Origin of the sequence: Geobacillus sp. BK01 (assembly GCF_052220245.1) — a bacterium.
In the GTDB taxonomy this organism is placed as follows: Bacteria; Bacillota; Bacilli; order Bacillales; family Anoxybacillaceae; genus Geobacillus.
In genome coordinates this window covers 360545-382433 of record NZ_JBQPTH010000001.1, presented here as the reverse complement: position 1 = coordinate 382433, position 21889 = coordinate 360545, and the positions used below count along the sequence as shown (strand labels likewise).

The following is a 21889-nucleotide window of genomic DNA, read 5'->3' as shown; positions in this document are numbered from 1 at the left end:
TGTCTCCCTCAGTTACATAGCGCTTTGCTTTTGGCAATATGCTTTTTCAAATAAACAGTCGTTCCTTTGTTCAATTCCGACTCGACAACAACTTCATCCATGAAGTTTTCCATAATCGTAAAGCCCATACCTGACCGCTCGAGCTCCGGTTTTGTCGTAAACAGCGGCTGGCGCGCCTCATCGATGTTGGCGATGCCGATCCCTTCGTCTCTCACCGTTAAGTGGACAACACCGTCCTCGATGATGACGGAAATAGAAACGATGCCGTTTGGGTCATTGTTGTAGCCGTGAATGATGGCATTTGTCACCGCCTCGGAGACGACCGTTTTGATTTCCGTCAGCTCATCCATCGTTGGATCGAGCTGGGCGACAAACGCTGCCACTGTCACGCGGGCAAACGACTCGTTTTCACTGCGGGCGGAAAATTGGAGGTGCATTTCGTTGCGCATTTATGCCACCCCCAATGCCTGCAACGCAAATTGTTCATCCTCTTCGAAACGGATGATTTTAAACAGCCCCGACATGTCAAACAGGCGCTTGACCGCCGGTGACACGGCGCAAACGACCATTTGCCCGCCGACGTTTTTAATTTGTTTATAGCGCCCTAAAATGACGCCGAGACCGGAACTATCCATAAATGTCAATTGTCCTAAATTAAGTACAATATGGCGGATGGTTCGGTTTTCGAGCACGTCCGTCACTTGCCCGCGCAATTCCTCGGCTGTATGGTGGTCAAGCTCTCCAGAGAGGCGAACGATGAGCACGTCTTGCTTCACTTCCAAGTCGATCGCGAGACTCACAGCGTGTTCCTCCTTGTCCATTTCAGGATACGGAGAAGTTTCGCTGCCGCCCGTCGGAAATCCTGCCGCCCGACAAAACTAGTGGCCGTTCGTCAAAGAGCGGAAAAAGATCGCAAAAATTGACATCATCCCGCCTGAACGAAACGGCTGAACACCCGTTTAAACAAATCCCAAAAGCTGGCCTCCGGCACCGTTTGCTTGGCGACGATCGGGCTGCGCAAAATCTCTTTGCCGTCCTGCTTCAAAATCAGGACGCCGAGCTCATCGCCTTTTCGAATCGGCGCTTTCACGTCATCTTTTACTTGAATCACTTTTTCGATTTGTTCGACCGACTGCCCTTTTTTCGTCAACACCGATACCGGCTCTGACGTTACAGCGGCGACTGATGTTTGTTTACCTTTGCTGACATCGACGCGGGCGACGGTTTCGTTGCGCTTGTATACTGGATGAGCCTGATATTGGTGAAACGCGTAATCAAGCATTTTGGTAATTTGCGCGTTGCGCGATTTCGGTGTCGGCGCTCCGAACACAACAGCAATGACGCGCATGCCGTTCTTTTTGGCCGTCGCGGTCAAACAATATCCCGCTTCACTCGTAAAGCCGGTTTTCAGCCCGTCAACACCCGGGTAAAACTTGACGAGCCGGTTCGTGTTCACAAGCCAAAACTTTTGATCCGTGTGTTCCCGCAAATAGTCCTCGTACTTGCTTGTATATTTGGTGATTTCTTCGTATTTCAACAGTTCGCGCGCCATGATGGCCATGTCGTAGGCGCTGCTGTAATGTCCTTCAGCCGGCAGACCGGTCGTATTGACAAAATTTGTATCCTTTAAACCAAGCTCTTTCGCCTTTTCATTCATCATTTCAACAAACGCTTCTTCCGATCCGGCAATTCGCTCGGCCATGGCGACAGAGGCGTCATTCGCCGAACCGATGGCGATAGCGCGCAACAGTTCATCAACCGTCATTTCTTCGCCCGGCTCGAGAAAAATTTGTGATCCGCCCATCGAAGCGGCATATTCGCTCGTCCGCACTTTTTCGCCGTAGGAGAGCTTTCCTTCATCGATGGCCTCCATGATCAACAGCATCGTCATAATTTTTGTCATGCTTGCCGGTGGCAGTTTTTCATGTGGATTTTTTTCATATAGAACCTCGCCGGTGTCGCGTTCAATCAAGATGGCCGACTTCGCTTCGTCAGCCAGCCCGGCCTTTGCCCCTTTCGGCTCCTTCTCCTCAGCGTATACGGAAAGGGGAAGGAAAAGAAGAAGCGGCAATAAAAGCAGACGGATGACTGTCGTTTTCATCTCCCAAACCTCCATTCTTTATACATGACATTTTTTCCAATGGAGATATTTTTATACAAGACAACCAAAATAAAAAAACGCCTGAACCATTCGATTCAGACGTTTTCTTCTTGAACAACCGCCTCTTCCCTTGCGGATCGCCGGCGCTCTTCCCTAGACGATGGTCTCATAAACGAGCGGCGGCGGGACAACCGGCCGCGGCGAAAGCCGAATGGCGGCCGCCAGTTTTTCTTCCACTTTACGCACATCTGGCCGGTTGCTGTGAATCGTGGCGAGCGCCTCGCCTTTTCGCACACGGTCGCCCACCTTCTTATGGAGCACGATTCCGACCGCCAAGTCGATCGCGTCCTCTTTTTTCGCCCGTCCGGCGCCAAGCCACATGGCGGCGGTGCCCACTTCATCTGCAACAATCCCGGCAACATAACCATCCTCACCGGCTGTAACGGGATGCGTATACGCCGCTTGCGGCAGTTTGTCCGGGTCGTCGGCGACCGACGGATCGCCGCCTTGAGCCGCCAAAAACGTTTTGAACGCCGCGATGGCGGATCCATCATCGATCGCCTGCTCAAGCAGGCGGCGCGCCTCATCAAGCGACGGCGCCTGCTTCGCCAAGTAAACCATATGGCTGCCGAGCGTCAAACAAAGTTCCGTTAAATCGTGCGGACCGTTTCCTTTCAACGTAGCGATCGCCTCTTTTACTTCCAGGGCGTTGCCGACCGCATAGCCGAGCGGCTGACTCATATCGGAAATGACCGCCATCGTCTGCCGTCCAACGCGCTTGCCGATATCGACCATCGCCTGGGCGAGCTGGCGCGCTTCGGCGAGTTCTTTCATAAACGCCCCGGCGCCCGTTTTCACGTCCAAGACGATGGCATCAGCTCCAGCGGCGATTTTTTTGCTCATGATCGACGAAGCAATAAGCGGGATGCTGTTGACGGTTGCGGTTACATCGCGGAGCGCATACAACTTTTTGTCAGCCGGCGTCAAGTCGCCGGTTTGGCCGATAATGGCAATCTTATTTTCATTGACAAGCCGAAGAAATTCATCTTTGCTGATTTCGACGTGAAAGCCGGGCACGGACTCGAGCTTGTCGATCGTGCCGCCCGTATGGCCGAGACCGCGCCCGGACATTTTCGCCACCGGCACGCCGACCGAAGCGACAAGAGGACCTAACACGAGCGTCGTCGTGTCGCCGACGCCGCCGGTCGAATGTTTGTCAACTTTCACACCGCGGATGCTTGATAAGTCGATGACCTCACCGGAATGAACCATCGCCATCGTCAGCGCGGCCGTTTCTTCCTTGGTCATGCCGCGAAAGTAAATCGCCATCGCGAGCGCGCTCATTTGGTAATCCGGAATATCCCCGTCCGTATACCCGCGGATGATCCATCCAATTTCTTCGTTCGTCAGTGCCGCTCCGTCACGCTTTTTGGCAATCAAATCGACCATTCTCATCCCGATCACCTTTTCTCCTTATTTCGCCAGTTCGGCCACAACCGCTTTAATGAGCCGCAAAAAGTCGGCCTTCACCCTCTCAGCCGTTTCGACGACTTCATCATGATGAAGTGGGGCGTCAGTCATGCCGGCCGCTAGATTGGAAATGCACGAAATGCCAAGCACCTCCATGCCGGCATGGCGGGCGACAATCACTTCCGGGACGGTTGACATGCCGACCGCATCGCCGCCAAGCCCACGAACCATGCGAATTTCCGCCGGCGTTTCGTACGATGGGCCGGTATTGGCAACGTACACCCCTTCATGCACACGAATGCCAAGCTTGGCTGCTGATTCTTTGGCGAGCCGGCGCAAGCGCCGGCTGTACGCTTCAGTCATGTCCGGAAAACGCGGGCCGAGCTCCGGGTCGTTCGGGCCGATGAGCGGGTTTGTGCCAAGCAAGTTAATATGATCAGAAATAATCATCAAATCGCCCGGGCGAAACTGTTCGTTCACACCGCCGGCAGCGTTCGTCACGATCAATTCACGGACGCCGATCGCCTTCATCACCCGGACCGGAAACGTCACTTCGCGGAGCGAATATCCTTCATAATAATGGAACCGTCCTTGCATGGCAACGACTGTCGCTCCTTCGAGCCGGCCGTACACGAGCCGGCCGGCGTGCCCTTCAACGGTTGACACCGGAAATCCGGGAATATCCTCATACGGAATGCGGACCGCCTCTTCGATTTCATCGGCGAGCACGCCCAATCCTGAGCCGAGAATCAAGCCGATACCGGGCGGCGCCGGCATACGCCGGCGCAAATCATCCGCTGCTTTTTCAATCGCCTGTCGATCCATTCCTCTTCTCCCTCCTTATATGTTCATCGCAGAATAGCGGCGATTCACTGCTGCGCCAATTCCGTTAAAAAACTTGTTCCGTACGGCGGCATGTGGACGCGAAAATTATCGGCGATCGTGGCCCCTACATCGGCAAACGTCTCGCGGATCGGGAGCGGCTTTCCGCCTTGAAAGCGCGGGCTGTATACTAAAAGCGGCACGTATTCACGCGTATGATCCGTCCCGTGGTGCACCGGATCATTGCCATGGTCAGCTGTAATGATCAACAAATCATCCGCCGTCAGCCGCGGCAGCACCTCAGCAAGCCGGGTGTCAAACTCTTCAAGCGCATCGCCATATCCTTGCGGGTCGCGACGATGACCGTATTTGGCATCAAAGTCGACGAGATTGACAAAACTGAGCCCGGTAAAGTCCATGCTGAGCGTATCGATGAGCTTATCCATGCCGTCCATATTGGACGCCGTCCGCAACGACTGTGTCACCCCTTCATTGTCGTAAATATCGGCAATTTTCCCGATGGCGATCACATCATAGCCCGCATCTTTTAATTCATTCATCACCGTGCGCCCGAACGGCTTAAGTGCATAGTCGTGCCGGTTCGCCGTCCGCTCAAAACGGCCCGGCGTCCCGATGAACGGCCGGGCGATGACGCGTCCGACCATGTACGGCTCATCGCGCGTCAGCTCGCGGGCGATTTCGCAAATGCGGTACAGCTCCTCAAGCGGCACGACGTCTTCATGGGCGGCGATTTGCAAGACGGAGTCAGCTGATGTATAGACGATGATCGCCCCCGTTTTCATATGTTCTTCGCCTAACTCTTCAATGATCGCTGTCCCGCTTGCCGGTTTGTTGCCGATCACGTTCCGCCCGGTGCGCCGTTCAAGTTCAGCAATCAGTTCGCGCGGAAACCCGTCCGGAAAGACGCGGAACGGCTTGTCGATGCGAAGGCCCATTAATTCCCAATGGCCGGTCATCGTGTCTTTGCCGGCGGATGCCTCTTTCATTTTTGTATAGTAGGCGAGCGGATCGTTCACTTTCGGCACCCCTGGAATCTCACGAATATGACTCAGGCCGAGTTTGGCCATATTCGGCATGTGCAAGCCGCCGCGGTATTCGGCGATATGCCCGAGCGTATCCGCCCCTTTGTCGTTATAGTTCTCAGCATCAGGCGCTTCGCCGATGCCGACGGAATCGAGCACAATTAAAAATACGCGCCGGTATGTGGACTTCACCTTCATTCCTCCCGCCTGAAGTGAAAATAGAGTCTCTTCCTATCGTTCCCATATTTTCGGCAAAACACGCCCTTGTTGCATTGGTCAGAAGTCTGACAACCAAATCAATAGGACCGCGCCTAGCGGACAGCGGCCGCCGCGGCTAGGCGCGCGGATGATACTGGTTATATACGTCTTTGAGACGCGTTTTCGTCACATGCGTATATATTTGCGTCGTCGAAATGTCGGCATGCCCCAGCAGCTCTTGGACGGCGCGCAAATCGGCACCGTTCTCAAGCAGATGGGTCGCAAACGAATGCCGGAGCGTGTGAGGCGTCAGCTCTTTTTCAATGCCCGCTTCTTTGGCAAGCCGTTTTAAAATTTTCCAAAACCCTTGCCTCGTCAGACGCTGGCCGTAATGGTTCAAAAATAGCGCCTCCGCCGCCCGCCTGCGCGGATCGGCCAACTGCGGACGCCCGTGCTCCAAATAGCCAGTAAGCGCTTCAACCGCCATCCGGCCGAGTGGGACGATCCGCTCTTTTCGCCCTTTCCCATAGCAGCGAACAAACCCCATTGTCAAATGCACGTCGCCTAAGTTGAGCTGCACCAGTTCGCTGACGCGCATACCGGTCGCATACAGCAGCTCGAGCATCGCCTTATCGCGCAAACCGAACGGTGTATTTGTCTGCGGCGCCGATAAGAGCGCTTCGACTTCTTCGACGGATAACACTTTCGGCAGCGTCCGCTCAAACTGCGGCGTTTCGATATGAACGGCCGGATCTTGCGCCGCCATTTTCTCCCGCAGCAAAAACTGGTGGAACGAACGGATCGATGCCAAATGGCGGGCAATCGTCCGCGCCGACTGCCCTTGTTCACTTAAAAACTTTAAAAAATGGAGAATGTGCAGGCGCTCGACTTCGCCCCACGCCCCAAGCCGCTCGACTTGGCGCAAGTAGCGGACATATTTCTTTAAATCCCGTTCATACGAAATGATCGTATTGTGCGCCAAATTCCGCTCCACCGTCAAATAGTGCAGAAAATCTTTTAATTCATGTTCCAATGTTCTCTACTCCCCGTCGCGATAAAAAAATAGTAGCCGGTTGAGCCAGTCCGGAGGCGCGCTTTCATTCGTCGACACTTTAACCGCCGATCCTCCCGGTTCATCATATCGATGATAATACTCGTACTCGCGATTAAACCATACAAGACTATAATAAAATAAAATGGTGCATCCCGTAAACAAAAGAAATACTTTCACCATTTGCCAAACGGTTTTCATGGCACCCTCCCCATCGGCTGCTTGCCCACTTGCTAGTATGAGGATATGCCATTTGTTTGCCTATTTATACGCAAAAAAACCTTTCCCACTGGAAAAGGTTTTTATTTTTCTTCATGTTTTTGCTGGCAGCGGTGGCAAATGCCATGGAACGTCAGGCGGTGGTCTTTAATTTTAAACTTCCATTCCCGTTCGACAATGGCTTCGACGTCCTCAAGCAAATCTTCTTGAATTTCCGCCACCGATCCGCACTCGAGGCAAACAAGATGATGATGGAAATGGGCCGCCCCTTCTTTGCGGAGGTCGTAGCGCGATACCCCGTCCCCGAAATTAATTTTATCGACAATTTTCAGCTCAGTCAGCAACTCAAGCGTCCGATAAACGGTCGCGAGCCCGATCTCTGGGGATTTTTCTTTCACGAGGAGGTAGACATCTTCAGCGCTTAAATGGTCTTCTTCATGTTCAAGCAGGACTCTTACCGTCGCTTCCCGCTGCGGCGTCAGCTTATAGCCGGCCGAGTGCAGCTGCTTTTTAATTCGTTCCACACGATCTTCCATATTTTCATTCCTCCCTCGCCATTCACCTCCCATTATAACAAATGTGCGAGGGAAGTATCAAAGTAAAATGACTATTACAATAGAACAATATTGATTATTATATAATAATGATTATGAAATCAATCACCCATTTGACCGCCTGCTTCATCAACACCGGTGACAAATACGCCTCGACCGCCGACGAAACGAGCAGCCCCGCGGCAATCGCCACCATCGCCGCGGCATAGCGCATCACCATCGGGAATACCGGCTCATGTGGCCGCTTCATAAACTGGTTGCGCACCATATACAAGGAAAACGAAATCGAAATCACGCCCATCACAATCATCAGCGGAATGACGATCAAGTTTTGCGGCATGACGGATACAAATGACAATAAAAATCCTTTCCAGCTCATTTGATTGACCAAAAAACCAACCGTAAAGCCGACGACAACACCTTTTAAAAACAATAAAACAAAAATGATCGGCAAGCCGATAACGGAAATGCCAAGCACCCACATTAAGGCGGTATATTTGATGTTATGCATATAGCTTTGACGAAACATATCATGGGCGCTCGCCAAATTGTCTTTCGATACTTGTCCAAAAAATTGCGTCAAGTAATAGTACAAGTCTTGTTTTTGGCTAAAGCCGAGGCTATTGACGACAATGGCGCCAAAAATAACGCCCATTAAAAACAGGACGATAACAAATACGTATAGTGAGGCGTGTTCGCGCAAGTGAATGGCGACGGCCGATTTCAACGGATGGATTCTCATCGTGCTTCGTCCTCCCATTGGTCTCTTAGTAGATTGTATGTCCATCCGCTTCGGATATGACTGTTTTTCAAAAAAGCAAGGGGGCCCACCGGCCCCCCTGCTTTCCATCACTATCACTCCGCCTGTGCGTAACCATAAAACGCCCCTTTGCGGAACAAGGCCTCCCCCCAACTTTTTCTTGCCAGTCATCCCCTCACTTTTCCATATTTCCCGCCGCCGCCGGCTTCGATGGCGAGCGCACCGCTGCGGGCAAGAACGATCAGCCGGGCGAGCTTTTCCCCGACCGTCTCGGCAAGTTCCTCTTCCGCTGCTTCATGCAGCACATGCATTTCCGTACCGAAACGGTCAAGCAGTTTTTCGTACGCTTTCGGACCGAGGCCGGGGATAAATTCAAGCGGCACTTGATAGATGTATGGCGGCCGCTTCGGCCCACGTTCCGCTGTTTTCAATTCCTCAAGCCGCTCAAACACTCCTTTAATGAAGCGGCGATGTCCGCATGACGGACAGCGCTCGGCATCCGGCGCCACCGGCGTCAGGCAGCGTTCACACACTGTCCGGTGATACTTGCCAAGCTTCGGATTCAAGCCATAATTCGCCGCGATGGCCCTCCCGTCTTCACCGCGAAACGCTTTTGCCAACTCGGCAAACGTCGGGGCGGCCAGCCGCACTTGTTCATATTCGCGGGCGATCTTCCGCAACGAATGGGCGTCCGAATTCGTCAAATACGGATAGCGGTGCAACTCGGCGATTTGGTCGGCCATAGCTGTATCAGCGCTCAGCCCAAGCTCGACAGCATCGATCCGATCCGGGTCGAACACTTCCGTTAAACTGCGCTCCACCCCTTTTCCGTACAAACTTTTAAACGGCGTGAACGCATGCGCCGGAATGAACCAACCGCCCTGCTCTTTCACCGCCGTCTGCAACTCGCGCCCCGAAGCGTAAATACGCTGCGAGCTGAGTGTCACGTTTTTCACCCGTTCGCCAAGCCAGGTCGAAAAGAAGCGCATCGCCCGGACAGTCGGCAAAAAAACAAGGACGTGAATCGGCCCGCGGCAACGGTCATCGTACACTTCGATCTCACTGCCCAATAGCAACGTCACTTTCCCCGTGCTGACGCCCCCCTCATTATGTTCGCGCCATCCATGTTCATCCATCGCCCGCTCGAGTTCGTCAAGCACTTCCGGCACATGACTGTCAATGACACCGACCAAATCGATCCCTTTCACATGCGCCGCTTCATGCAAAATGTTTTCAAGCGTCAACGTCCGCGCCCCGGTAATTTTCACCGGACGGCCGGAGGCGGTCCGGCCGATGTGAATATGTAAATCGGCATAGTAACGGCCGAGGCCGCCCCCGTTTTTTTTATTCGGCATTTTGTTCCCCCAGCGCGCGCCGCAACTGCAAATATTGCAAGGCGTATGCCGTTTTCGCATCGTAAATGTCGTGTTGTTCAAGCATATCCAGCGCCTCCTCTAATGTCACTTCCAACAGTTCGACAAACTCATCCTCATCTAAACCAGCGCCGCCCTCCACTTTCTCCAGCCCCTCGGCGACGTACAAATGGATGAGCTCATCGGCAAATCCCGGCGATGTATAAAAGGAAATGAGATGGCGCATCGATTTGGCACGGTAGCCGGTTTCTTCTTCGAGTTCGCGGTGCGCGGAAGCAAGCGGCTCTTCCCCATGTTCTAGCTTGCCCGCCGGAATTTCGACTAATGCGCGCTCGAGCGCTTTTCGATACTGGCGGACAAGGACGATATTCCCATCGGGCAACAGCGGCAACACTGCCACCGCCCCCGGATGTTTAATCACCTCGCGCCGGCTCGTTTTCCCGTTGGGCAACTCCACTTCTTCGACATACAACTCAATGATACGGCCGCTGAACAGTTTCTCTTTGCGGACGGTTTTTTCATACAACTGATCCATGTTTCTTCTCCCCTATCAGCTAATGAATTCTTTCCCATTGTACTACATATTTGGCCCTTTTTTCGCCTCTGTTGTACAATGATCATAAGGAAGGGAGCGTAATGCCATGAACAAACGACGCATTGGCACATCGGATTTGTATGTAAGCGAAATTGGGCTCGGGTGCATGTCGCTTGGCACCGATGAACGCCAGGCCATCTCTCTCATCCATGAAGCATTGGACCGCGGCATCAATTATTTAGATACAGCCGATTTATACGATCAAGGCTTGAACGAAGAGTTCGTCGGGAAGGCAATAAAAGGAAAACGCGATCAAGTCGTCATCGCTACGAAAGTCGGCAACCGTTGGCGGCCGGATGGCAGCGGCTGGGACTGGGATCCGTCCAAGGAGTATATTAAACAAGCGGTGAAAGACAGCCTGCGCCGCCTGCAAACCGACTACATCGACTTATACCAGCTCCACGGCGGCACAATCGATGACCCGATCGACGAGACGATTGCGGCGTTTGAGGAGTTAAAGCGAGAAGGCGTCATCCGCTGGTACGGCATCTCCTCCATCCGTCCGAACGTCATTCGTGAATATGTCAAACGTTCCAACATTGTCAGCGTCATGATGCAATATAGCCTGCTTGACCGCCGGCCGGAAGAGTGGTTTCCGCTCCTGCGCGAGCATCACATCAGTGTGATCGCCCGCGGCCCGGTCGCCAAAGGCTTGCTGACCGACCGACCGCTCGAAGCGGCGGAAGCGGCGGTGAAAGCGCATGGCTACCTCGATTATTCGTACAATGAGCTGCAAACGCTCATCGCGAAGCTGAAAGAAAAAACGGGGGAACGCCGTTCGTTGACCGCGACTGCGCTTCAGTTTTGCTTGTATGACCCGGTCGTCGCCGCGGTGGTTCCCGGCGCCAGCCGCCTTGAGCAGTTGGAGGAAAACACCGCCGCCGCATCCGCGCTGCCGCTTGATGCCGGCGAATACGAATGGTTAAAACAGGCGACGAAGCGTTCGGTTTACAAAATTCACCGGTAAGCAAAGGTGGCATAAAACACCGCTCCAAACCGGCCGGCAGGAAACGGATCGGCACGCCGATAAACGTAAACCGTATACCGATACGAACCGGCCGCTCCAACGGAACAAAGAGAAGAGCCCGAGGCGGCAACACGGCCGCTCGCGGGCTCTTTTTACCTATGAACCGGGGAGGCGCCTTGCCCCGACGTTCCGGCTAAACCGCTTCTTCATCCTCCACATACTTGTCTCTTGCTGCCCCCAAACCGAACCCCATCATGCCCGCGCAGACAGCCAACAGCAAAACGAGGGAAAGGATGAAATGACCGGACGTATCGTACAGCACGCCAAACAGCAGCGGACCGGCCGCTGACAGCAAGTAGCCGACCGATTGGGCCATAGCGGAAAGCTGAGCGGCCGCCAACGGGCGGCGCGTACGCAGCGTAAACAGCATCATGGCAAGTGAAAATGACATGCCAGCGCCGAGCCCGGCCAGAAACGCTCCCACCCACAGCCACCATCCTTGGCCGGCTAACAAGGCGAGCGTCCCCGCCACTTTCAACAGTACCGATGAGCCGATCAACAGTCTTTGATCTTTCATCCGTTCGGCCAACATCGGCGAGACGAACATCATCGGCAGCTGCGCAAACTGGAAGAAAAACAACAGCCATCCGGCCGTATCAGCTGCCATCCCTTTGCCTTGCCCAAGCTCCGGAAGCCACGTAACGACACAGTAAAAGAAAAATGATTGCAGCCCCATAAACAGTGTCACTTGCCAGGCAAGCCATGACCGCCAAAATGACGAGCGCCGGCTTCCTGACGGAGCGCCGGCAGATTTCCGGCGACGAATTTGCGGCAACCAGACAATAATCGCTGCCAAAGCAAGCAACGCCCAAAAGCGGAGCGCTCCTTCCCAGCCGATCCCCCACCCGTCGGCAAGCGGAACAGCAAGACCGGAAGCGAAGGCGGCGCTGACGTTCATCGTCACCGTATAAATGCCCGTCATGAAGCCAACCCGTTTAGGAAACACATCTTTAACGAACGCCGGCATGAGGACGTTGTTGACAGCGATCGCCGCCCCGATCAGCGCTGTACCGGCAAACAGCCAAAAACTTCCTGCAAGCGGGCGGATGAGTTCGCCAGCGAGCAAGACGATGAGCGAATAAAACAATGTCCGCTCCATCCCGATCCGGCGGGCAAAAGCAGCGGCCGCCGGCGCCAACAAGGCAAACGCCAATAGCGGAATGGTCGTCAGCGCCCCGGCAGCGGCATGGGAGAGGTGAAGCTCCTGCTGCAGTTCAGGAACGAGCGGGCCGACCGTTGTGATCGGTGCGCGCAAATTGGCGGCCAAAGCGATGACCGCAGCCGCCATGAGCATCGGAGAAGCCGCCGTACTTGCCGCCACAGTTTTTTGTCTCATCCATCCTTTCCCCCTTTACTTAAACTGGCGCCAGTCAAAATCGCTTTCCTCAAGCAGCTCGGCAAATGACTTCTGCTCGTCGCGCCGGCGCGCCTCTTCACGGCGCCGCGCTTCTTCCGCCGCTCGCCGCCGCTGCTCTTCCTCGGCAAGCGCCCGCTTTTTCGCCAGCAACTTTGCCTCGATGTCTGCGCCGATTCGGTCGGCGAGCGTTACGGTCTGTTGATCTTGCTCCTTCTTCCGCTTCGCTTGCTTCTTCACCGTTTTTCACCTCCTTGCATAACAGCCGCCTGTTTGTCAAACGATACAACTAAACCATGAAAAGGAGAGATGACCGATGGCCAAAAACCGTGCTCAAAAAGGAAAGCCGTCCGCTGATACAGTCAAGCCGGTAATCGCGAAAGAAGAACTGGAAAAAGCGCTCCATCCGACAAAGCGGCAAAACAGCCCCCAATAACAGGCGGACGATAGAAAAACCGTAACCGGTCGGGTTACGGTTTTTACAGCACTTCAGTAATGTGCGGCATATGCTCGCCAAGCCAGGCGATTGCATCATTAAGCGTCGCAAACTCCTTCGTTTCAAACGTCATCTCATTTTGCAAAAGCCAAACGTCTTTTTTGTCATGGTACGGACCGGCGACCGACCAATGAAGCAGGCTGTACGGATCATTTTCATGGGTGAATGACACCCACGTTTTTTGCCTTGCCGTCTCCGCCAGCTGCCGGAGTTTACCGTTCATCGCCGGATCCCACCTTCACGAGCGGCATATGCCCGTTTAATATTTGTCTTGGGCTTTTTAGCTGAAAGACGGCCGTGTCCGGCTTGACATCGATCGTCATCGTTTCATCAAAAAAGATGAGCCGCGAACGCTCTAAAAGCACCGGCACAAAATTCGTCCCAACGACAAGATCGTCCTCATCGGCCTCGTCAACGAGCCATAGCGCCGGCACGCCGTCGACTAAACAGCCGCAGCCGTCAGTGTCGTATTTAAGCTTTAACTGCCGCCCCGATTCGGCTACAATGGGGGTAAGCATTTTTTTTGCTGCGTCGGTAAACGTGATATTCACGCTCATAGCTGCTCCTTTTTCCGTTTGTTTTTTTATTATTCTACCTGTTCGCAGGCAAGACTGTCAAAACGAAAGGGAGGAAAACCCGATGGCAAAAGTGCAAATCAAAGTTAACGACAACGGCTCGCTCCGCGTCACTGGCGATGTGGAGCTTCTAGACGGAGAAGGAAAGCCGTTTGTAACGAAACAAACGTTTTCGTTGTGCCGTTGCGGGCTGTCGAACAACAAGCCGTTTTGCGATGGATCGCATAAAGGACGCTTTCAGTCGGTCGTCCGTGCCCCATCCCCGGAAACGGATGAGCAGTGACGAACAGATGGTCATTTCCGTATCGAAAGGCAAAGGCCTCCTTGCACAAGTTTCCTAACGGACGGTGGGAGTCGATGGATGAACGATGGCTGCAAAAGCAAGTGCGCAACTGCTTGCGTCACTATGGCTATGACGAGGAGATGATGCCGCTTAGCGACAACGAATGACGCAGCCTTTGCGCCCATATCGCCGCCGCCAAGGAAGAACACCGGGGCGCGGATGTGTATGAACTCGTCCATGACGCTGTGTACCGGTTTCTTACGGGCGCCTAATGCCAAACCGGCGGCTTCTTCACAACCATAAACCGGCTGGCTCTGTATGAAGGCCAGCCGGTTACTTTTGGAAAAACGCTCGTTTCGCCACTTTTTCCACCAACCCCGGGGCAAGGCGATACAGCCGGCTGCCCACGTCCATCCAGCCCGGCATATTCACTTCGCGCGTCGGGGTCATCATCACTGCTACTACACGTCTTGCCACCGCCTCCGCCCGAAGCATCCAGCGCGACACGTTGCGTGCATAGTCGCCTGTCTCATCCGCTAGATCAAAAAATCGGGTTTCGACTGGACCAGGGTTGACGGCGGTGACAAACACACCAAACCGGCTCGCCTCAAGGCGCAAACTGTCGGTAAACCCGATGACAGCATGTTTGGTTGCCGAGTACACGCTAGACTTTGGCGTGGCGATTTTGCCGGCCTGCGAGGCGATGTTGATAATATGGCCTCTCCCCCGCTCTTTCATATGGGAATACACCGCCTTTGTGCAAGCCATAAGACCGAAAACGTTGACGGCAAACATCGCTTCCGCCTCGTCCAAGTCAATGTCCTCGACGTAACGGAAAACGCCAAAGCCGGCGTTATTGACGAGTACATCGATGCCATCAAGCTCCTCAAACAGCCGGGAAAATACCGCCTCGACCATTTCGCGGTCGCTGACATCAAGCTCCATATGCGGTGCGGATACGCCGTATTGCGCTTGGATGCGGGCGCTCACTTCTTGAAGCCGCCCGGCATTCCGCGCCAACAGCACCGGCACCGCTCCTTGCCGCGCCGCTTCATAAGCGATCTGCTCGCCGATGCCGCCAGACGCCCCGGTAATAACGACGCGGCAGCCGGCTAATCGCACACCGACACCCCCACCGCCTCATAAATGTAATGACCATCCGCTTGTTTTTTCCGCACGTCGCCATTCGCTTCCAAATAGTCAAGCTGACCGATCGTCTCGGACATCGTTAGCATTAGTTCGCGTTCATAGGCGGTCGGAAACAGCTTCTGGCATACTTCAAATACGGTATGCGGACGCTCTTGCACCATTTCGAGCACCCGCTCGGCGCGCTGGCGCTGCTTGGCAAGCCGCTCGCGAACGAGCGTTGGAATGTCGGTCGTATCGTCACCATGGCCGTTTAGTGAGCGGACGATATCGTATTGCAACATCTTTTTCAATGATTCGTTATATTGCAATAGCGGTTTCGGCCGCTTCGTTTCTCCTTCGGCAGGCGGCTCCATCATCGGGTTCGGGGAGATATGCAAAAGCAAATGATCGCCGCCGATCAACAAGCCGTCATCCTCGCGATAAAGCACAATATGGCTTTGGGCATGTCCCGGCGTTTCAATGACGCGCCAACGCGGCAGCCCCGGCACCGCGTCTCCTTCCGTCACCGCGATATCAAGCCCCCGTCTTCCGGCGTAGCGAAGCGATCCCCCCTCTTTGGACAAGCGGCTGAACAAGCGGGCGTCAACGCCGCATTCGGCAAAAAACTGCTGAAAAAACTGGACATAGCGTCCCATAAATGATGGGTCGCGGCGCAAAAACGGGTCCGCTTTCGGGTGACCGATGACCGGAGCATCGGGAAAATAATTAAGCAAGCCGACATGATCGGGGTGATGGTGTGTGATGACGATTTGTTCAATGTCAGCGGGCGTATAACCGATCTCGCCTAGTTGCGTTCGGAACAGCCGCCATGCTTCTTCTGTTTTCACTCCGGCGTCGACCAACGTCAGCCGGTCGCCGGCGATAACATACATATGCACGCTGCCGACCGGAAACGGCGTCGGCACGGTGAGACGGTAAACCCGTTCCTCTTTCATGCCATTCCCTTCTTTCTTTCAAATTCAAGTTGGTCAAAAACCGGCATAAGACGTTCGGCCCTTTGACCGCCAAAATGAACGATTATTCATATATTATTTTTCAGTTTACACCGATTTCATCCATTTGTCATGCCTTTTTCTTCTGGGCGCCGAAATTGCAAAAAAAATTCGTTCTCCTCTCTTGACAATCATGCTCGTCCCGCGGCATAATGACAAATAAAATCACGATACGGCAAAAACGGTGATGAACAGGGCCAGTAAACCGGAAACGGCAGCCAGAGAGCGAAGCCCGCGGCTGGAAGGCTTCGCTGCCCTCTTTTCGGTTGAACCTACCTTGGGAGCTGTTAGGCCAACCTAAACGCCTCCCCGGCGTTATCGGGGCAGAGTCGGGCTCGTTTGGCGCAAGCCAAACCGGGCCAAAAAAGGTGGTACCGCGGAAACGAAGGTTTTCCGTCCTTTTGCAGGACGGGGAACCTTTTTCTTTTGCTTGACAACAAGAAAAGGGAGTGAATGCGATGACAACAACACGGTCCATTGCCTTTATCGGGGCCGGCTCGATGGCCGAAGCGCTCATCGCCGGTATGACGAAAACGTTTTGCCATCCGGAACAAATCGTCGTGACAAACCGACAAAACCGCGCCCGGCTCGGGGAGCTCGAGCGCACATATGGCGTCCGCGCCGCCCAAAACGTACACCTTGCTGTCGAACGTGCGGACATCGTTATTTTAGCCATGAAACCGAAAGATGTCGCCGATGCGATGGCCGCTGTCGCGCCGGCCATTCGTCCAAACCAGCTCATTCTCTCGCTGCTTGCCGGCGTCACAACCGAAACGATCGAACAGCTCGCCGGACGCGATGTTGCCGTGGTGCGGGCTATGCCAAACACATCCGCAGCCGTCGGCCTATCGGCGACCGCGATCGCCGGTGGCCGCTTCGCCTCGGAGCAGCATCTTGAAACGGCGAAACAGCTGTTTGAAACGGTCGGCATCGTCACCGTTGTGCCGGAGCGCGACTTGCACGCGGTTACCGGCCTGTCCGGAAGCGGTCCGGCATACGTCTATTACTTGGTCGAAGCGATGGAAAAGGCGGCCGCCGACATTGGCCTTGAGCGCAATGTGGCGAAAACACTCATTTTGCAGACGATCATCGGCGCGGCGGAAATGTTAAAAGCGTCCGACAAGCATCCATCCGTCCTGCGCCGCGAAGTCACAAGCCCGGGCGGCACGACCGAAGCCGGCATCGGCGTGCTCGAACAATACCGGTTTCAAGAGGCGATCGCCGCCTGCATCCGCCGGGCGGCCACCCGCTCCGAAGAGCTCGGCAACGCCCTGCTCGCTGCGCTCGCCGAATCGTAACCCGCTGCAAAAGCGCACTGTCGGACGCCGCCTTCTGCACTAAGCCGCACATGGCGGCGGTCCGTTTCATTTTGTTTTTGGCAGGCAGCATGTTATCATTCAGTCATGAACCATTCATTGGTATAGAAAGGAGCTGTCTGCCATGAAAACGGTATTGTTTTCACCATATACGATCCGCGGACTGACACTGAAAAACCGGATCGTTATGTCGCCGATGTGCATGTACTCATGTGAGACGAAAGACGGCACGGTGCGCACATGGCATAAACTCCACTACCCGGCGCGCGCCGTCGGCCAAGTCGGCCTCATTATCGTCGAAGCGACCGGGGTAACACCGCAAGGCCGCATTTCTGAACAAGACCTAGGCATCTGGAGCGATGGCCATGTCGATGGACTCCGCGAACTCGTTGGGCTGGTGAAAGAACATGGAGCCGCCATCGGCATCCAGCTCGCCCACGCCGGAAGAAAGTCACAAGTGCCAGGGGAAATCATCGCCCCATCCGCCATTCCATTCAACGAATCGTCACGGACGCCGAAAGAAATGACGAAATCGGACATCGAAGAGACGGTGCAGGCGTTCCAAAACGGGGCGCGGCGGGCAAAAGAAGCCGGTTTTGACGTCATCGAAATCCATGCCGCCCACGGCTACTTAATTAACGAATTTTTATCGCCGCTCTCCAACCGGCGCCAAGACGAATACGGCGGCTCTCCGGAAAACCGTTACCGCTTCTTGGGCGACGTGATCGCCGCCGTCCGCGAAGTGTGGGACGGTCCGCTGTTTGTCCGCATCTCAGCGTCCGACTACCATCCGGAAGGGCTGACCGCGAAAGACTATATCCCGTACGCCAAACGGATGAAAGAACAAGGCGTCGACCTTGTTGACGTCAGCTCCGGCGCCATCGTGCCGGCACGCATTGCCGCTTATCCAGGCTATCAAGTGCCGTTTGCCGAACTCATTCGCCGCGAAGCGGACATTCCAACCGGCGCCGTCGGCCTGATTACCTCCGGCTGGCAGGCGGAAGAAATTGTCCATAACGGCCGCGCCGATCTCGTCTTTTTGGCGCGGGAGCTGCTGCGCAACCCGTACTGGCCATACGCCGCGGCGCGGGAGCTCGGCGTCAAAATCGAAGCACCGGTGCAATACGAGCGCGGCTGGCGGTTTTAACGCGGGATGGAGAACGAAGCAAAATCGGCGGCGAGCTCAGTGTTGGGAAACACGCGGCGCGCCTCATCCAATAACTTGAGCGCCGCTTCGCCTTGATAGCGCGAGCTGATATGAGTCAAAATAAGCCGCTTCGCTCCGGCCCGCCTCGCCACTTCGGCTGCATCCGCAGTCGTTGAATGAAAATAGTCGTGGGCCAACCGCTGTTCGGCGGCGGCAAACGTCGCCTCGTGGACGACGACATCAGCATCGCGGGCGAGTTCAATCGCCGCTTCGCAAAAGCGGGTGTCGCCGAGCACCGCGACGATCCGCCCTTTTTGCGGCGGGCCGACAAACTCGCGTCCATCGAGCACCGTGCCGTCCTCCAACACGACCGTTTTTCCTTGCTTAATCTCTTGATAAATTGGGCCGGGGCGGACGCCGAGCGCCTTCAGCCGGTCAACCAAGAGCGGGCCGGGCAAGTCTTTTTCGACGACGCGGAAGCCATAAGACGGCATGCCGTGATCGAGCCGTTTCGCGATGACTTGAAACGTTTCATCGTCAAAAATGACGCCTTCCTCGATCTCGGCAATGTTCAGTTCATAGCGCAGCCGCGTCCCACTGAGGGAAAGCGCCGTTTCCACAAACGCGCGAATGCCTTTCGGACCGAACACGGTAAGCGGCGTCTCGCCGCTTTGAAACGAGCGGCTGCTGAGAAGACCGGGTAACCCAAACAAATGATCACCATGCAAATGGGTGATGAAAATATGCTCGATACGGCGCGGGCGAATGGCCGTATGCAAAATTTGGTGCTGCGTCGCTTCACCGCAGTCAAACAGCCATGTCGCCCCGCGCTCATCGAGCAACTGCAAGGCGACGGATGACACGTTGCGCTCTTTCGCCGGCACGCCGGCGCCGGTGCCCAAAAATAATAATTCCAAGCTTATTCACTCCTTGTCTCGGTCATCATTGCCTGTTGCTAGCGTACCAAGGTTCTGGGGCGCTTTTCAACTTTCTTTCCTACCCTAAAGCGATAAAATATTTGCGTTCCAGCCGGCAAATCTCTACAATGATTTAGTTGAAGAAACAAATTTGGCTAAAGCGAGGTACATACGGTGGACAACATGAACCCGAAATCGATCATCGTCATTTTTGGGGCGACAGGAGATTTGGCGAAACGGAAGCTGTTTCCGTCCCTTTACCGCCTGTATGAAAAAGGGCACCTAAACGAGCGGTTCGCCGTCGTCGGCGTCGCGCGCCGCCCGCTGTCGGCCGATGAGTTCCGCCATTACGTGCGCGACTCGGTCGAAACGGCGCTCAGCCAGAAACTGACCGACGGCGAGTTCGTCTCCCATTTTTACTACCATCCGTTCGATGTGACGGAGGCGGAGTCGTACCGGCGCTTAAAAGCGCTCCTCGAACAGCTTGATGAAACATACGCAACGGAAGGCAACCGCATCTTTTACTTGGCGATGGCACCGGAATTTTTCGGCACGGTGACATCACGGCTGCAATCGGAGCGGCTGACCGATACATATGGCTTTAAACGGCTGGTCATTGAAAAGCCGTTCGGTCATGACTTAGCAAGCGCCCAAAAGCTGAACAAAGAAATCCGCCGCGTCTTTTCCGAGCGGGAAATTTACCGGATCGACCATTATCTCGGCAAAGAAATGGTGCAAAATATCGAAGTGATCCGCTTTTCAAACGCCATTTTCGAGCCGCTTTGGAACAACCGCTTTATTTCGAACATTCAAATTACCTCAAGCGAAACGCTCGGCGTCGAAGACCGCGGCCGCTACTACGACCATTCCGGGGCGCTGCGCGACATGGTGCAAAACCATATGCTGCAAATGGTCGCCCTGTTGGCGATGGAACCGCCGATTCGGCTTACAACCGACGACATCCGCCACGAAAAGGTAAAAGTGCTGCGCGCTCTTCGCCCCATCTCGCACGATGAGGTCGGGCAATACTTCGTGCGCGGCCAATACGGGCGCGGGGTGATTCACGGCAAAGCCGTGCCGGCATACCGCGAGGAGCCGAACGTCGATCCGGACTCGAACACGGAAACGTTCGTCGCCGGGAAGCTTTTGATCGACAACTTCCGCTGGGCCGGCGTGCCGTTTTACATCCGCACCGGCAAACGGATGGCGGAAAAATCGACGAAAATCGTCGTCCAATTTAAAGACGTGCCGATGAATCTATACTATCGGACGAACGAAACGATCGCCCCAAACTTGCTCGTCATCCACATCCAGCCGGATGAAGGCATCACCCTTCATTTAAACGGCAAAAAAACCGGGGAATCAGCGACCACGACCGCCCCGTTTAAGCTCGATTACTGCAACAACTGCATCGACGGCATCAACACGCCCGAAGCGTACGAAAAACTGCTGTACGACTGCATGCGCGGCGATGCGACGAACTTCACCCACTGGGATGAAGTGGCCGCGTCATGGCAGTTTGTCGATCCAATTTCCGAGGTGTGGGCGAACACGAAAGCCGCCGATTTCCCGAACTATGAGGCCGGTTCGATGGGGCCGAAAGCGGCGGATGAACTATTGCAAAAAGACGGCTTCCACTGGTGGCCGATCGAACATCCGAGACCGTAATGGGCGAGGGGGCGTCACCCGCCTGTCAACAAGGGGCGACGCCACTCATTCTTCCCTTTTCTTCACGGTCAAAAGCTTGACACCCAACAGCCGACAGGGCCGGCCCCGGCCCTTTCCATTCCCAAACGAAAAGGAGTGAAGAAGCGATGAAGATGTATGACGTCACCGCCCCGATTTACGAAGGCATGCCGGTGTACAAAAACAAACCGGAAAAACAGCCGAAGCGCACAACGATCACCAACGGCTATGTCACCGAATCGCGCATCGACATGGACGTGCACACCGGCACGCACATTGACGCCCCTCTCCATATGGTTGAAGGCGGGGCGACCTTTGAAACGATTCCGCTTGACCATCTTGTCGGTCCATGCAAACTGTTTGACGCAACCAACGTCAACGACCGGATTACGAAAGACGACATCGCGCATCTCGACATTCAAGAAGGCGATTTTGTCTTGTTCAAAACGAAAAATTCGTTCGAAGAGGCCTTTAACTTTGAGTTTATTTTCGTCGCCGCCGACGCCGCCCGCTATTTGGCCGACAAACGGGTCCGCGGCGTCGGCATCGACGCCCTCGGCATCGAGCGGGCGCAGGAAGGCCACCCGACCCATAAAACGCTCTTTTCCGCCGGCGTCATCGTCATCGAAGGGCTGCGGCTGAAAGACGTTCCCGAAGGCCAGTATTTCATGGTCGCCGCCCCGCTCAAACTCGTCGGCACCGACGCCGCCCCGGCGCGCGTCTTGCTGTTTGACCGCGAACCGTAAAAACAGCCGGTCCCT

The 21889-nt window shown here is 54.8% G+C and carries 25 protein-coding genes and 1 pseudogene; 7 read left to right on the top strand and 19 right to left on the bottom strand.

Annotation, left to right across the window (positions count from 1 at the left end; all coding sequences use genetic code 11):
* Nucleotides 1-8: 8 nt before the first annotated feature.
* The 12 genes from spoIIAB to ACTVDO_RS01965 all read right to left on the bottom strand — a co-directional run bounded on the left by spoIIAB (nt 9) and on the right by ACTVDO_RS01965 (nt 10126).
* The gene (gene spoIIAB / locus ACTVDO_RS02020) at nt 9-449 is read right to left on the bottom strand and encodes an anti-sigma F factor (protein ID WP_020960426.1); all 441 of its coding nucleotides are present in this window, start codon (nt 447-449) and stop codon (nt 9-11) included.
* Entirely contained in the window at nt 450-800 is a 351-nt protein-coding gene (gene spoIIAA, locus ACTVDO_RS02015; protein ID WP_020960427.1) for an anti-sigma F factor antagonist, read from the bottom strand.
* Nucleotides 801-925: 125 nt separating this feature from the next.
* Nucleotides 926-2101, bottom strand: coding sequence for a D-alanyl-D-alanine carboxypeptidase family protein (locus ACTVDO_RS02010; protein ID WP_020960428.1), 1176 nt, complete (start codon nt 2099-2101; stop codon nt 926-928).
* Between the two features lie 153 nt (nt 2102-2254).
* Complete coding sequence (locus ACTVDO_RS02005) at nt 2255-3556, bottom strand: pyrimidine-nucleoside phosphorylase (protein ID WP_442900962.1); 1302 nt, start codon at nt 3554-3556, stop codon at nt 2255-2257.
* Nucleotides 3557-3574: 18 nt separating this feature from the next.
* Nucleotides 3575-4396, bottom strand: coding sequence for a purine-nucleoside phosphorylase (locus ACTVDO_RS02000; RefSeq protein ID WP_020960430.1), 822 nt, complete (start codon nt 4394-4396; stop codon nt 3575-3577).
* A 44-nt stretch (nt 4397-4440) separates the two neighbouring features.
* Nucleotides 4441-5634, bottom strand: coding sequence for a phosphopentomutase (gene deoB / locus ACTVDO_RS01995; RefSeq protein ID WP_200865266.1), 1194 nt, complete (start codon nt 5632-5634; stop codon nt 4441-4443).
* Nucleotides 5635-5770: 136 nt separating this feature from the next.
* On the bottom strand, nt 5771-6667 hold the full coding sequence (gene xerD, locus ACTVDO_RS01990; protein ID WP_020960432.1) for a site-specific tyrosine recombinase XerD: 897 nt from the start codon (nt 6665-6667) through the stop codon (nt 5771-5773).
* Nucleotides 6668-6673: 6 nt separating this feature from the next.
* The gene (locus tag ACTVDO_RS01985) at nt 6674-6886 is read right to left on the bottom strand and encodes a YqzK family protein (RefSeq protein WP_020960433.1); all 213 of its coding nucleotides are present in this window, start codon (nt 6884-6886) and stop codon (nt 6674-6676) included.
* 101 nt (nt 6887-6987) lie between these two features.
* Nucleotides 6988-7440, bottom strand: a complete 453-nt coding sequence (gene fur / locus ACTVDO_RS01980; RefSeq protein ID WP_020960434.1) for a ferric iron uptake transcriptional regulator — start codon at nt 7438-7440, stop codon at nt 6988-6990.
* A gap of 97 nt (nt 7441-7537) precedes the next feature.
* A complete protein-coding gene (spoIIM, locus tag ACTVDO_RS01975; RefSeq protein WP_442900940.1) occupies nt 7538-8200 on the bottom strand; it encodes a stage II sporulation protein M in 663 nt (220 codons plus the stop codon).
* Nucleotides 8201-8385: 185 nt separating this feature from the next.
* Complete coding sequence (locus tag ACTVDO_RS01970; protein ID WP_442900939.1) at nt 8386-9573, bottom strand: endonuclease Q family protein; 1188 nt, start codon at nt 9571-9573, stop codon at nt 8386-8388.
* On the bottom strand, nt 9563-10126 hold the full coding sequence (locus ACTVDO_RS01965; RefSeq protein ID WP_020960437.1) for an NUDIX domain-containing protein: 564 nt from the start codon (nt 10124-10126) through the stop codon (nt 9563-9565). The genes ACTVDO_RS01970 and ACTVDO_RS01965 overlap by 11 nt, the downstream gene beginning before the upstream one ends.
* Before the next feature lie 106 nt (nt 10127-10232).
* On the opposite strand from ACTVDO_RS01965, the gene ACTVDO_RS01960 reads away from it, so the two are divergent.
* Entirely contained in the window at nt 10233-11153 is a 921-nt protein-coding gene (locus ACTVDO_RS01960) for an aldo/keto reductase (RefSeq protein ID WP_020960438.1), read from the top strand.
* Between the two features lie 193 nt (nt 11154-11346).
* Here ACTVDO_RS01960 and ACTVDO_RS01955 read toward each other — a convergent pair whose 3' ends face one another.
* The 4 genes from ACTVDO_RS01955 to ACTVDO_RS01940 form a co-directional block, all read right to left on the bottom strand.
* Complete coding sequence (locus tag ACTVDO_RS01955; protein ID WP_020960439.1) at nt 11347-12549, bottom strand: CynX/NimT family MFS transporter; 1203 nt, start codon at nt 12547-12549, stop codon at nt 11347-11349.
* A gap of 15 nt (nt 12550-12564) precedes the next feature.
* Nucleotides 12565-12807: a YqkE family protein gene (locus ACTVDO_RS01950; RefSeq protein ID WP_020960440.1), complete on the bottom strand. Its 243-nt coding sequence runs from the start codon at nt 12805-12807 to the stop codon at nt 12565-12567.
* 239 nt (nt 12808-13046) lie between these two features.
* Nucleotides 13047-13286 (bottom strand): YqkC family protein, encoded by a 240-nt coding sequence (locus tag ACTVDO_RS01945; protein WP_020960442.1) that lies wholly within the window; start codon nt 13284-13286, stop codon nt 13047-13049.
* The gene (locus tag ACTVDO_RS01940; protein WP_020960443.1) at nt 13276-13620 is read right to left on the bottom strand and encodes an iron-sulfur cluster biosynthesis family protein; all 345 of its coding nucleotides are present in this window, start codon (nt 13618-13620) and stop codon (nt 13276-13278) included. Before ACTVDO_RS01940 ends, ACTVDO_RS01945 begins: the two co-directional genes overlap by 11 nt.
* 82 nt (nt 13621-13702) lie before the next feature.
* Here ACTVDO_RS01940 and ACTVDO_RS01935 point away from each other — a divergent pair, with 82 nt between their 5' ends.
* Together ACTVDO_RS01935 and ACTVDO_RS01930 are read left to right on the top strand one after the other, a co-directional pair.
* Nucleotides 13703-13921, top strand: a complete 219-nt coding sequence (locus tag ACTVDO_RS01935) for a CDGSH iron-sulfur domain-containing protein (protein WP_020960444.1) — start codon at nt 13703-13705, stop codon at nt 13919-13921.
* 74 nt (nt 13922-13995) lie between these two features.
* Nucleotides 13996-14193 (top strand): annotated as a pseudogene (locus tag ACTVDO_RS01930) (YqzH family protein).
* Between the two features lie 61 nt (nt 14194-14254).
* On the opposite strand, the gene ACTVDO_RS01925 reads toward ACTVDO_RS01930, so the two are convergent.
* Together ACTVDO_RS01925 and ACTVDO_RS01920 are read right to left on the bottom strand one after the other, a co-directional pair.
* Nucleotides 14255-15043, bottom strand: coding sequence for an SDR family NAD(P)-dependent oxidoreductase (locus ACTVDO_RS01925; RefSeq protein WP_020960446.1), 789 nt, complete (start codon nt 15041-15043; stop codon nt 14255-14257).
* Nucleotides 15034-16005: an MBL fold metallo-hydrolase gene (locus ACTVDO_RS01920; RefSeq protein ID WP_442900938.1), complete on the bottom strand. Its 972-nt coding sequence runs from the start codon at nt 16003-16005 to the stop codon at nt 15034-15036. The genes ACTVDO_RS01925 and ACTVDO_RS01920 overlap by 10 nt, the downstream gene beginning before the upstream one ends.
* 515 nt (nt 16006-16520) lie before the next feature.
* Here ACTVDO_RS01920 and proI point away from each other — a divergent pair.
* Both proI and namA read left to right on the top strand, forming a co-directional pair.
* A complete protein-coding gene (proI, locus tag ACTVDO_RS01915) occupies nt 16521-17360 on the top strand; it encodes a pyrroline-5-carboxylate reductase ProI (RefSeq protein ID WP_442900937.1) in 840 nt (279 codons plus the stop codon).
* Between the two features lie 142 nt (nt 17361-17502).
* Nucleotides 17503-18525 (top strand): NADPH dehydrogenase NamA, encoded by a 1023-nt coding sequence (namA, locus tag ACTVDO_RS01910; protein ID WP_442900936.1) that lies wholly within the window; start codon nt 17503-17505, stop codon nt 18523-18525.
* Here the strand turns inward: namA and rnz are convergent.
* Nucleotides 18522-19442, bottom strand: a complete 921-nt coding sequence (gene rnz / locus ACTVDO_RS01905; RefSeq protein WP_442900935.1) for a ribonuclease Z — start codon at nt 19440-19442, stop codon at nt 18522-18524. The genes namA and rnz overlap by 4 nt on opposite strands.
* 174 nt (nt 19443-19616) lie before the next feature.
* Between rnz and zwf the strand changes: the two genes are divergently transcribed.
* Together zwf and ACTVDO_RS01895 are read left to right on the top strand one after the other, a co-directional pair.
* Nucleotides 19617-21110, top strand: coding sequence for a glucose-6-phosphate dehydrogenase (gene zwf, locus ACTVDO_RS01900; protein WP_442900934.1), 1494 nt, complete (start codon nt 19617-19619; stop codon nt 21108-21110).
* Between the two features lie 146 nt (nt 21111-21256).
* The gene (locus ACTVDO_RS01895; protein WP_442900933.1) at nt 21257-21874 is read left to right on the top strand and encodes a cyclase family protein; all 618 of its coding nucleotides are present in this window, start codon (nt 21257-21259) and stop codon (nt 21872-21874) included.
* The last annotated feature ends 15 nt before the right edge of the window (nt 21875-21889 follow it).

Coding starts and splice junctions, on each gene's coding strand:
- fur (WP_020960434.1), bottom strand. CDS start 7,440: ATGGAAGATCGTGTGGAACGAATTAAAAAGCAGCTGCACTCGGCCGGC.
- ACTVDO_RS01965 (WP_020960437.1), bottom strand. CDS start 10,126: ATGGATCAGTTGTATGAAAAAACCGTCCGCAAAGAGAAACTGTTCAGC.
- spoIIM (WP_442900940.1), bottom strand. CDS start 8,200: ATGAGAATCCATCCGTTGAAATCGGCCGTCGCCATTCACTTGCGCGAA.
- deoB (WP_200865266.1), bottom strand. CDS start 5,634: ATGAAGGTGAAGTCCACATACCGGCGCGTATTTTTAATTGTGCTCGAT.
- ACTVDO_RS01935 (WP_020960444.1), top strand. CDS start 13,703: ATGGCAAAAGTGCAAATCAAAGTTAACGACAACGGCTCGCTCCGCGTC.
- proI (WP_442900937.1), top strand. CDS start 16,521: ATGACAACAACACGGTCCATTGCCTTTATCGGGGCCGGCTCGATGGCC.
- namA (WP_442900936.1), top strand. CDS start 17,503: ATGAAAACGGTATTGTTTTCACCATATACGATCCGCGGACTGACACTG.
- ACTVDO_RS01895 (WP_442900933.1), top strand. CDS start 21,257: ATGAAGATGTATGACGTCACCGCCCCGATTTACGAAGGCATGCCGGTG.
- ACTVDO_RS01940 (WP_020960443.1), bottom strand. CDS start 13,620: ATGAGCGTGAATATCACGTTTACCGACGCAGCAAAAAAAATGCTTACC.
- ACTVDO_RS01945 (WP_020960442.1), bottom strand. CDS start 13,286: ATGAACGGTAAACTCCGGCAGCTGGCGGAGACGGCAAGGCAAAAAACG.
- ACTVDO_RS02000 (WP_020960430.1), bottom strand. CDS start 4,396: ATGGATCGACAGGCGATTGAAAAAGCAGCGGATGATTTGCGCCGGCGT.
- ACTVDO_RS02005 (WP_442900962.1), bottom strand. CDS start 3,556: ATGAGAATGGTCGATTTGATTGCCAAAAAGCGTGACGGAGCGGCACTG.
- ACTVDO_RS01970 (WP_442900939.1), bottom strand. CDS start 9,573: ATGCCGAATAAAAAAAACGGGGGCGGCCTCGGCCGTTACTATGCCGAT.
- ACTVDO_RS01955 (WP_020960439.1), bottom strand. CDS start 12,549: ATGAGACAAAAAACTGTGGCGGCAAGTACGGCGGCTTCTCCGATGCTC.
- spoIIAB (WP_020960426.1), bottom strand. CDS start 449: ATGCGCAACGAAATGCACCTCCAATTTTCCGCCCGCAGTGAAAACGAG.
- ACTVDO_RS01960 (WP_020960438.1), top strand. CDS start 10,233: ATGAACAAACGACGCATTGGCACATCGGATTTGTATGTAAGCGAAATT.
- ACTVDO_RS01920 (WP_442900938.1), bottom strand. CDS start 16,005: ATGAAAGAGGAACGGGTTTACCGTCTCACCGTGCCGACGCCGTTTCCG.
- ACTVDO_RS02010 (WP_020960428.1), bottom strand. CDS start 2,101: ATGAAAACGACAGTCATCCGTCTGCTTTTATTGCCGCTTCTTCTTTTC.
- ACTVDO_RS01985 (WP_020960433.1), bottom strand. CDS start 6,886: ATGAAAACCGTTTGGCAAATGGTGAAAGTATTTCTTTTGTTTACGGGA.